This is a genomic window from Microcystis sp. M53603_WE2 (assembly GCF_030065435.1).
In genome coordinates this window covers 1-9618 of record NZ_JASJFF010000421.1, presented here as the reverse complement: position 1 = coordinate 9618, position 9618 = coordinate 1, and the positions used below count along the sequence as shown (strand labels likewise).

Annotated in this window: 10 protein-coding genes; 6 read left to right on the top strand and 4 right to left on the bottom strand. The window is 45.1% G+C overall.

Features of this window, described 5'->3' with window-relative positions:
* Together PX481_RS08815 and PX481_RS08810 are read right to left on the bottom strand one after the other, a co-directional pair.
* Nucleotides 1-978: cytochrome c oxidase subunit I (locus tag PX481_RS08815; RefSeq protein ID WP_288094427.1), on the bottom strand; the 978-nt coding region annotated here is incomplete at its 3' end.
* A 29-nt stretch (nt 979-1007) separates the two neighbouring features.
* Nucleotides 1008-1973: a cytochrome c oxidase subunit II gene (locus PX481_RS08810; protein ID WP_149987483.1), complete on the bottom strand. Its 966-nt coding sequence runs from the start codon at nt 1971-1973 to the stop codon at nt 1008-1010.
* A 314-nt stretch (nt 1974-2287) separates the two neighbouring features.
* On the opposite strand from PX481_RS08810, the gene PX481_RS08805 reads away from it, so the two are divergent.
* Both PX481_RS08805 and PX481_RS08800 read left to right on the top strand, forming a co-directional pair.
* Nucleotides 2288-3208, top strand: coding sequence for a COX15/CtaA family protein (locus tag PX481_RS08805; RefSeq protein WP_288027964.1), 921 nt, complete (start codon nt 2288-2290; stop codon nt 3206-3208).
* 13 nt (nt 3209-3221) lie between these two features.
* A complete protein-coding gene (locus PX481_RS08800) occupies nt 3222-4172 on the top strand; it encodes a heme o synthase (protein WP_288027962.1) in 951 nt (316 codons plus the stop codon).
* A 158-nt stretch (nt 4173-4330) separates the two neighbouring features.
* On the opposite strand, the gene dnaA is transcribed toward PX481_RS08800, so the two are convergent.
* Nucleotides 4331-5665, bottom strand: coding sequence for a chromosomal replication initiator protein DnaA (gene dnaA / locus PX481_RS08795; protein ID WP_288094424.1), 1335 nt, complete (start codon nt 5663-5665; stop codon nt 4331-4333).
* A 170-nt stretch (nt 5666-5835) separates the two neighbouring features.
* On the opposite strand from dnaA, the gene def reads away from it, so the two are divergent.
* From def to hemB, 3 genes are all read left to right on the top strand, one after another.
* A complete protein-coding gene (def, locus tag PX481_RS08790) occupies nt 5836-6414 on the top strand; it encodes a peptide deformylase (protein ID WP_288027960.1) in 579 nt (192 codons plus the stop codon).
* A 425-nt stretch (nt 6415-6839) separates the two neighbouring features.
* A complete protein-coding gene (gene folE, locus PX481_RS08785) occupies nt 6840-7496 on the top strand; it encodes a GTP cyclohydrolase I FolE (RefSeq protein ID WP_288027958.1) in 657 nt (218 codons plus the stop codon).
* A 116-nt stretch (nt 7497-7612) separates the two neighbouring features.
* Entirely contained in the window at nt 7613-8593 is a 981-nt protein-coding gene (gene hemB / locus PX481_RS08780) for a porphobilinogen synthase (RefSeq protein WP_072927016.1), read from the top strand.
* Here hemB and PX481_RS08775 read toward each other — a convergent pair.
* Complete coding sequence (locus tag PX481_RS08775) at nt 8590-9198, bottom strand: chromophore lyase CpcT/CpeT (RefSeq protein WP_288094421.1); 609 nt, start codon at nt 9196-9198, stop codon at nt 8590-8592. The genes hemB and PX481_RS08775 overlap by 4 nt on opposite strands.
* 77 nt (nt 9199-9275) lie before the next feature.
* Between PX481_RS08775 and PX481_RS08770 the strand changes: the two genes are divergently transcribed.
* Nucleotides 9276-9618, top strand: a 343-nt coding sequence (locus PX481_RS08770; protein WP_288094419.1) for a DUF255 domain-containing protein, incomplete at its 3' end; no start/stop codon positions are given.

The following is a 9618-nucleotide window of genomic DNA, read 5'->3' as shown; positions in this document are numbered from 1 at the left end:
TAACATAGTTGCCGCCATGAAAAACATCCGTAACCAGCCGGGGGTGCCGCTGGTGAACATATGGTGGGCCCAAACGATTAAACCCAAGAAACAGATGGTGAGACTGGAATAGGCGATCGCTCGATAACCAAAAATCGGTTTGCGGGCGTGAACTGGTAATATCTCCGATATCGTCCCGAAAAAGGGCAAGATCATGATATAAACGGCAGGATGGGAGTAAAACCAGAACATATGCTGATAAACCACCGGATCGCCGCCGCCGGCAGGGTTAAAAAAGCTCGTGCCGGCGATTAAATCAAAGGACAAGAGAACGAGAGCAGAAGCGAGAACGGGGGTGGAAAGCAGTACCAGAGTCGAGGTGGCCAGCATTGCCCAACAAAATAGCGGCATACTGTACAAATCCATCTCAGGAATCCGCATTTTCAGGATCGTGGTGATGAAATTAATCGAGCCTAAAATCGAGGAAGTCCCGATCAATAAAAGGCTCAAAATCCACAATTCTTCGCCCCATTTGCCGCTAATTAAGCTTAAAGGTGGGTAGGAAGTCCAACCGGACTGGGGTGCGCCGACAAAGAAACTGGATAATAATAGCAGCCCGCCGGGGGGATTAAGCCAGAAAGCCACAGCGTTAAGACGAGGAAAAGCCATATCTTCCGCCCCAATCATCAGGGGAATGAGATAATTGGCAAAACCCGCCCCAACCGGAACGATCCAAAGAAAGATCATGATCGTTCCGTGCATGGTCATGAATTGGTTATATAGTTCTGGGGAGACGAAATCGGGGTCGGGAGTGGCTAATTCTGTCCGCAGCACTTCCGCGAAAGCACCGCCAATAAAGAAGAAAAGAAAGGCAGTCACCAGATATTGAATACCGATGACTTTATGATCGGTGCAGAAAGTAAAGTAATCTGTCCACTTGCGGTGATGGATCACCTCGGGAACGGTTGCTGGGGTGGTTATTTCCGTTGATGCTGTCATAATGCCAAGATTTTAGATGACAAGAAAAATTACATTTGCTGCTGATGGGCAACTTGGGCGAGGATTTCAGCGTCGATGCCCATTTCTTCGGTGTAGGGGGTCAAATATTGACTATCAGAGCGATCTTTAGTGGTCATGGCTACAGTTCGATCGCTGTCAACTTCGGCGATCGTATTATCCTGCACCCATTGGTCGTAATCGGCTTGGGAGTGAACTACAAAGCTAGATTTCATGCCGCCGTGATAGGCCCCGCAAAGTTCCGCACAAATGATCGGATATTGACCAATTTGGTTGGATGTGAACGATAAAACCGTTTCCTGTCCGGGGATAACGTCCTGTTTTAGACGCAATTGGGGAACCCAGAAAGCATGGATCACATCTCCCGCTTCCATATTCAGTTGCACGGGGCGATTGACGGGAGCGTGCAGTTCCCCGGAAACAATGCCAGTTTCGGGATAGGTGAAGATCCAAGCGTATTGAATGCCTTTAACATTGACCACTAGGGGGGGAACTCCTTCACCATCGTAGGAATTGCCGATACCTAGGGCTACTCTGCGATCGCCGCCCAGGGCCATCATCGTGCCGTGGTGATGACCGTGGTGGGCGATTTCTCCTTTGCCACCCTTGGAAATCAAGGGATCGAGACCGCCGATATTGTTATAAATCTCGAAGCTATAGACGGCAAGGATAAAAACGATTACCGTCGGGATGGCTGTCCAGAAGATTTCTAGGGGTACATTGCCCTCCACTGCCGGCCCGTCGGTTTGATCCCCCGGTTTACGGCGAAAGCGAATCACTATATAAATGATCACGCCTTCAACTATTAAAAATAGTCCCGTGGCGATGGTCATCATCAGATTAAAGATATTATCTATCTCCTGAGCATCTTCGGAAGCGGCCACAGGCATTAAGCCATGATTTTGGCCATACCAGAGACTAATTAAGGTCAAGGCGATCCCGAGTACGAGCGTCAGGATACTGCTGGGAATTTTCACGGTCTTTTCAATATTTTCAATAGTGGCTACTTATTCAAGGCTAAAACATGATTCCCCTATAGATGGGAAATTTAACCAGCATCTTCTGAGAATTTTATCTTTTCTTTGGGATCGTTTTCAGGGAAAGTATTTTAAATAACTAATTTTTATATCTTATTCTGAGTTTATGTAAACAAATGTAACGGAAATGGCCAGAAATCTAAAGAATATCTAAAAGCTTTTACCTGTCGTAAAAAAACTCATTCACAGTGATAACTAACTGGCAAACAAAGCCATGATCTTTGATGACAGACTCCTTGAGAACAGGCAAACCGATGACCGAATCTGTTTTTAACCCGACACCCCGAAGAGAAACCGGCCATATTCAGGTGTGGATGCGCCGCTTAGTCTGGAAAATTGCGATCGCTACTTTCGCCCTAATGGTGGTGGGTGCTGCCACCAGAGTTATGAACGCCGGTTTAGCTTGTCCCGATTGGCCGCTGTGTTACGGTCAATGGATTCCCAGTCAGCAGATGAATCTACAGGTATTTCTGGAGTGGTTTCATCGTCTCGATGCCTCTTTGATCGGGTTTAGTACGCTCGCTCTCGTCGGTCTGTCTTGGTGGTACCGTCGCCATCTTCCCCCTTGGCTGTTCCCCTCTGCGATCGCTGCTTTGGCTTTAATTCTCCTGCAAGGAGTCCTGGGAGGATTAACCGTGACCCAATTACTGCGATTTGACATCGTAACGGCCCATTTAGCCACAGCTTTGCTCTTTTTTGCCACCCTAATCGTCATTGCTATCGGTCTGACTCCCTACCGTGGCACAGGTACAGTCGGGAAACTAACCGGGATGGGAATGGTCGCCACCGGTCTAGTTTATCTGCAATGTCTCCTCGGCGGTCTCGTCGGTTCCCGTTGGGCGGCCCATCAGTGTTTAACGGTTTCCCAACTCTGCACCGTGATGAATAGCCACATTATCGGGGTTTTTCCCGCCACTATCTCGGTGTTAACCCTAGTTTTCTTCGCTTGGCGAGCTGCCGCTATCCATCCTCTCCTCAAAAAACTAGCTTTTAGCGCCGGGGGATTAGTCGCCCTACAGGTGTTTTTAGGCGTTGCCACCCTGAAACTACATCTCCAAGTGGAACCCTTAACCATTACCCACCACAGCATCGGTGCGCTATTGCTGGCAACCCTCGTCGCTTTTACCACTTTTGCCCTTCGCGATCGTTCTTTCGCGCCTATAAGCCATCTCTAAGGATTTAATCACGATGACTGGAACTCAAGCCCTTCGCCACCACGATAATTTTTTACAAGTCGCTAAAAGTTATTATCAACTCACCAAACCGCGAATTATTCCTCTACTGCTGATTACTACAGCCGCTTCTATGGAAATCGCCTCTAAAGGTCAGGTTTCCCCCCTATTACTCTTTCTTACTCTCCTCGGTGGCACTCTCGCCGCCGCCGCCGCTCAAACCTTAAACTGCATCTATGATCGCGACATCGATCACACCATGCTTCGCACCCGCGCCCGTCCGATCCCCTCCGGTCGCGTGCAACCCCTCCACGCCCTCATTTTTGCCCTCGTTTTAGCCTCCCTTTCCCTAGCACTTTTTGTCTTTTTTGTCAATACTTTGAGCGGATTTTTAGCAATGACCGGTATCGCATTTTATATGCTGATTTATACCCATCTGCTCAAGCGTCATAGTATCCAAAATATTGTTATCGGTGGCGCAGCTGGCTCGATTCCTCCCCTCGTCGGTTGGGCGGCAGTAACGGGCGATCTCGGTTGGATTCCTTGGATTTTATTCGCCATTATTTTCCTTTGGACTCCTCCCCATTTTTGGGCTTTGGCTTTAATGATCAAGGATGATTATGCAGAAGTAGATATACCGATGATGCCCGTAGTTAAAGGGGAAGAAGCCACTAGCGAGCAGATTTGGCTCTATACTTTAATCGTTGTTCCTTTCACTTTCCTCCTGATTTATCCCTTGGCTGCCTGTGGTGTGGTCTATGGTGTAGCGGCTTTAATTTTAGGGTTTGTTTTCCTGAAAAAAGCTTGGCGATTAAAACAGAATCCTTTTGATCGGGATATCGCTCGATCGCTGTTTAAATATTCCATTCTTTACATGATGTTATTATGTACAGCTATGGTGATCGATAGTTTACCCATGACCTCTCGTCTCATCGCTACAATTGCCAGTTTATTCTCCTGTAGTTAATCTCAGTTATCAGTTATCAGTTATCAGTGATCAGATGCGAGTTTTCAGTTCACTGAAAATACTTCCCACTTTCCCATCTCCCCCCGCAACGCGCACGAAGTGGTCTCCCCATCTCCCCAATTCATAATTGATAATTCATCATTCATAATTACCCCCGACTACTGATTGCGACTGAGGGAGTTAATTCGCTCGATTAGTTGGGCTAAGATTTCTTGTAATTGTCGGTCTTGATGTTGGGAAAGGTTGATTTTATCACAGCTATAAATAACGGTGGTGTGATCTTTGCCGCCAAATTCTTCGCCAATGCGCGGTAAGCTTAAATCCGTGTGTTGACGCATCAAATACATCCCAATCTGTCGGGCAAAACTAATTTCTCGTCGGCGGGAATTTCCTTTTAGATCGGCGATCGAGAGTTGAAACTTTTCCGCTACTACCGCCATAATAATCTCAGGAGAAGTGGCAATTTTGGCCATTGGTGGATTTAAAACCGGCGCGATATTTTCTACCGTCATCGGCAATCCAGAGATAGAAATATAAGTGGTAGCCCGGATTAATGCCCCCTCTAATTCGCGAATATTAGAAGTATAATTAACGGCAATATATTCGATAACTTCTCTTGGGAGACGCAGATTTTCGTACTCGGCCTTTTTTTGTAAAATTGCCATGCGAGTTTCGATATCCGGTGCTTGGATATCGGCGACTAATCCCATAGAAAATCGAGAAATTAAACGATCCTGTAAACTGGGAATCTGTTTGGGGAGGCGATCGGAGGCTAAAACTACCTGTTTTCCCGCTTCGTGCAGGGTATTAAAGGTATGAAAAAATTCTTCTTGAGTGTATTCTTTTCCTTCAATAAATTGCAGATCATCCACTAATAATATGTCCGCATGGCGATAATGATTACGAAAACTTTCCATACTATCTTGACGGATAGCGGTGATTAAATCATTCGTAAATTGTTCCGTCGATACATAAAAAACCCTGGATTGGGGATATAATTCTAGACGATAATGACCGATCGCCTGCATTAAATGGGTTTTACCTAATCCCACCCCACCACAGAGAAAAAGCGGGTTAAATTCCCTTCCGGGTAATTCCGCCACCGCTAAAGCAGCTGCGTGGGCCATGCGATTAGTTGGCCCGACAACAAAACGGGAAAAATTATATTTAGGGTTAAGTTGATTACTGGGGGATAATTCTGATTCTAAGCTAGTGTGAGGCTGGAAAATAGCGATCAAATCGCCCTGTTGTGCCGTGAGTTGAATCTCGACGGGATAACCGACGAGATCCTGCACTACTTCAGCAATTGTTGACAGATAATTTTTCTGAAGATGGTTAAGAATAAAAGGATTGGCAGCCTGAATTACTAAGCGATCGTTTTGCCATTCTTTAACCGTCGCCGTTTGAAACCAAGTCTCAAAAGCGGGACGGGTTAATAGTAATTTTAGACGCTCTAGGAGATTATGCCAAAGTTGTTGGGCGCTGCTGTCCACGGTTAATTTTGATTAAGTGGGTGGGTGTAATTAAATATAAGATGAACGTAGGTTGGGTTGAAGCATGAAACCCAACGCCTATCCACGGTTAATTTTGATTAACAAAGTTGCTCTAGTGCTGCTGCGGGGAAACCTTATCAGTTTAGCGAGATTTTTCCCCTCAAGATAAAATGATTTTCAGAGCGAAACAATTAATCTTTAGACAGATGACGCAAGTTTTAACAATCACCCAATTAGGAAATCCAATTCTACAGCAAAAAGCAGCAGCGATCGATAATCTTCTCGATGCTGACTGTCAAAATTTGATCGATTCCCTGATTAGCACCGTGCAAGCTGCCCACGGGGTGGGAATCGCCGCGCCCCAAGTTGCTCGGTCTCTGCGTCTGTTTATCGTTGCTTCTCACCCCAATCCTCGTTATCCCGACGCTCCGATGATGCCACCCACTGCCGTGATTAATCCTCGCATTTTGCGGGTCAGCGAGGAAATGGTCAAGGGTTGGGAAGGTTGCCTCAGTGTCCCCAATTTACGCGGTTTTGTCCCCCGTCATCAGTGGATCGAGGTAGCCTATTGCGATCGCAATGGTGGCGAAATCCGTCAAGTTTTCAGGGATTTTGTCGCGCGCATCTTTCAACACGAATACGATCATCTGGAAGGAATCCTCTTTCTTGATCGCCTTGCTTCTCTGGCGGATTTATACTCGGAGGAAGAATACCAAAAAATCAGTAATATTGCTGAATATAAGCGATAAAATCGCAAAATCTCTCTACATCTTCAAAATAAGTTAAATAGCTTAACGGGACTATCTTTATCTGGCGACAAAATTTTTGTTGGTAAATCTAAATTTTTTGTTAAAATGATAACGATTATCATTCTAGGAAACCTGCCCTAACAAACAAATGAACTACTTGACAAAATAAATTAATTATGCAGTAGAACTCTGCCCTCAATTAACTAGGGAGATACTCAAGACTTTTTCGGTGACTAGGAAAATCAATTTTTCCAGGTTTCCCCACGGAGATAACCCCAAAGACGAGGAAATAAACCGATAGCTTTCATTAGTTATCGTCTAGATGCCCAGAAAAATAAATACTCTAGCAAAGGGTATTTATTGACAATTGGTAAAATCAGAAAACTTTGCCGATCAATTAACTATTGGAGTCTGTAAAAATATCTATGACCTTAGCTAAGTCCAAAGCAATTTTCGACAATGATGACTACAATCACTTTCCCGAAGTGATTACCGAACCTAAATCGCCGGTATCGGAAGCCGAGATGATGCAAGCGGTAAGAACACTGCTGTTAGGATCAGGAGAAGATCCCGATCGCGAAGGTTTACGAGACACTCCTAAACGAGTAGTAAAAGCCCTAAAATTTCTCACTTCTGGTTATCAGCAATCCCTGGATGAATTGCTGAATGGGGCAGTTTTTCACGAGAATGCTAACGAGATGGTTTTAATCCGAGACATCGATATGTTTAGCTCCTGTGAACACCATATTTTACCGATAATCGGACGCGCTCATGTTGCCTATATTCCTAACGGGAAAGTGATCGGTTTATCGAAAATTGCCCGCATCTGTGAAATGTACGCCAGACGACTGCAAGTACAGGAACGTTTAACCGCACAAATTGCCGATGCTTTGCAAGGATTACTACAACCTCAAGGGGTAGCTGTGGTGATTGAAGCGACTCATATGTGTATGGTAATGCGCGGGGTTGAAAAACCCGGTTCTTGGACTTCTACGAGTGCCGTGCGCGGTATTTTTGCCGATTCTGCTAAGACTCGTCAAGAGTTTATGAGTTTGATTCGTCATAGTCCCGATTTTCACTAATTAGTCAGGGGGATCAGGATTATTTGATCGTCCTATCCCCGGTTTTTGCCTAGGTAAAAAACCAGAGCAAAACCAGCTATTTACTGTTTACTTTTTATTTTTGACGCGCTGTTATCATGCTGATTCGTCCCCGTCGTCTTCGTTATACTCCAGCGATTCGCCGTCTTGTTCGTGAAACTGAATTAACCGTTAATGACTTGATTTATCCCCTCTTTATCATGGAGGGAGAAAATCAAAGGGTTGCTATTCCTTCTATGCCCGATTGTTATCGTTATTCCCTTGATTTATTGCTCAAAGAAGTGGTTAATGCTTATAATTTAGGCATTAATGCCATCGCTCTTTTCCCCCTGATTGCCGAAGATAAAAAAGATAATTTCGGTAGAGAAAGTTATAATCCCGATGGTTTAGTGCCAAGGGCGGTGAAAGCGATTAAAAAAGAAGTCCCTGAAATAATTATTATTACCGATGTTGCCCTCGATCCTTTTTCGATTTATGGTCATGATGGTATTGTGGAGGACGGTAAAATTCTCAATGATGAAACCCTAGAAGTTTTAGTGAAAATGTCGCTCTCGCAAGCGGCAGCCGGGGCTAATTTCGTCGCTCCTTCCGATATGATGGATGGTAGGATTGGGGCGATCCGTCGAGCTTTAGATGCGGCTGGCTATTTGGATGTGGGAATTCTCGCTTATACGGCTAAATATGCCTCTGCTTATTATGGTCCCTTCCGAGATGCCTTAGAATCAGCACCAAAATTTGGTGATAAGAAAACCTATCAAATGGATGGGGCTAATAGTCGGGAAGCTTTACGGGAAGCCAGTTTAGACATAACAGAAGGGGCAGATATTATTATGGTTAAGCCTGCTCTGGCCTACCTCGATATTATCCGTCGTCTGCGCGATAGTAGCCATCTTCCCGTCGCCGCTTACAACGTCAGTGGTGAATACGCAATGATTAAAGCGGCGGCAAAACAGGGCTGGATTGACGAAAAAAGCCTGATTTTGGAAACTTTAATCAGTATGAAACGAGCGGGGGCCGATTTGATTTTGACCTATTTTGCTGCCGATGTGGCATTAATGAAACAAGAAAGCCGATTTTAGGGTTTTTGCCAGCGAAATTGATAGAAATTATCCTGCGCTCCCCATACCTGCTGCCCAAGGCTATCATAACCTCGATCGCTGGTATCCATGCCCTGGGAATGTAGAATAATTGTATTAGTTATTTTCACCGCACCTCTGGCATTAGTGGGACAACCCTGGGGGGGAGTTTCTCCCCGATAACCCCCCGCTATCGGTTTTAAAAACACAGTACACACCGACTCGGCCAAATCTGATACATTTAATTTTCTTTCTGTCAAGTCTTTGTTACAAAAATTAATAAAGTTAGGGGCATTATTTAACTTATAAGCTTTTGATTCCACAGTGGAATTATCGGGGCTAGGTTGAATGACTAAAATTCTTTGACGATAGGGTTGATTTAAGCGATCGATAATTGCCTGTTCCTGATAAAGATAAATACTATCCTGTTTGGGGGAAAAATCCACGGCACAGGTAATCATTTGCACCTTAGCAACGCGGGGGTTAGTGTGCGCTTGTTGCGTCGTATCCATAACCCCAATTAAATGATTAGCCACCCCCTGCACTTGCGGATTAAGGGGCAAAGATTGAGTGAGAAAAAATCCTAGGGCGATCGAAGTTTTCAGCATAAGCAGAGGCTTGATTCCGGTTAGTCTCTAATTAGCTTAAACTAATAAGCAGCAAGAGCAAAAAATCCCCTTTTCCCATGACTAATCATCTGGCTGCATCCGAAAGTCTTTACCTGCGAAAACACGCCGAAAACCCGATCGATTGGTGGTATTGGTGTGACAGCGCCCTAGAAATTGCCAGGAGGGAAGATAAACCGATCTTTCTCTCGATCGGTTATTCTAGCTGTCATTGGTGTACGGTTATGGAAGGAGAAGCTTTTTCCGATCGGGCCATTGCCGATTATCTCAATCACTATTTTTTACCGATCAAAGTTGATCGCGAGGAAAGACCGGACATCGATAGTATCTATATGCAAGCATTGCAGATGATGGTCGGTCAAGGGGGTTGGCCTTTGAATGTCTTCCTAACACCCGATAGTT

Bases quoted from the DNA above. Each gene is read 5' to 3' on its own strand.
- def (WP_288027960.1), top strand. From the start codon at position 5,836: ATGATTTTCAGAGCGAAACAATTAATCTTTAGACAGATGACGCAAGTT.
- PX481_RS08775 (WP_288094421.1), bottom strand. From the start codon at position 9,198: ATGCTGAAAACTTCGATCGCCCTAGGATTTTTTCTCACTCAATCTTTG.
- folE (WP_288027958.1), top strand. From the start codon at position 6,840: ATGACCTTAGCTAAGTCCAAAGCAATTTTCGACAATGATGACTACAAT.
- PX481_RS08800 (WP_288027962.1), top strand. From the start codon at position 3,222: ATGACTGGAACTCAAGCCCTTCGCCACCACGATAATTTTTTACAAGTC.
- hemB (WP_072927016.1), top strand. From the start codon at position 7,613: ATGCTGATTCGTCCCCGTCGTCTTCGTTATACTCCAGCGATTCGCCGT.
- PX481_RS08805 (WP_288027964.1), top strand. From the start codon at position 2,288: ATGACCGAATCTGTTTTTAACCCGACACCCCGAAGAGAAACCGGCCAT.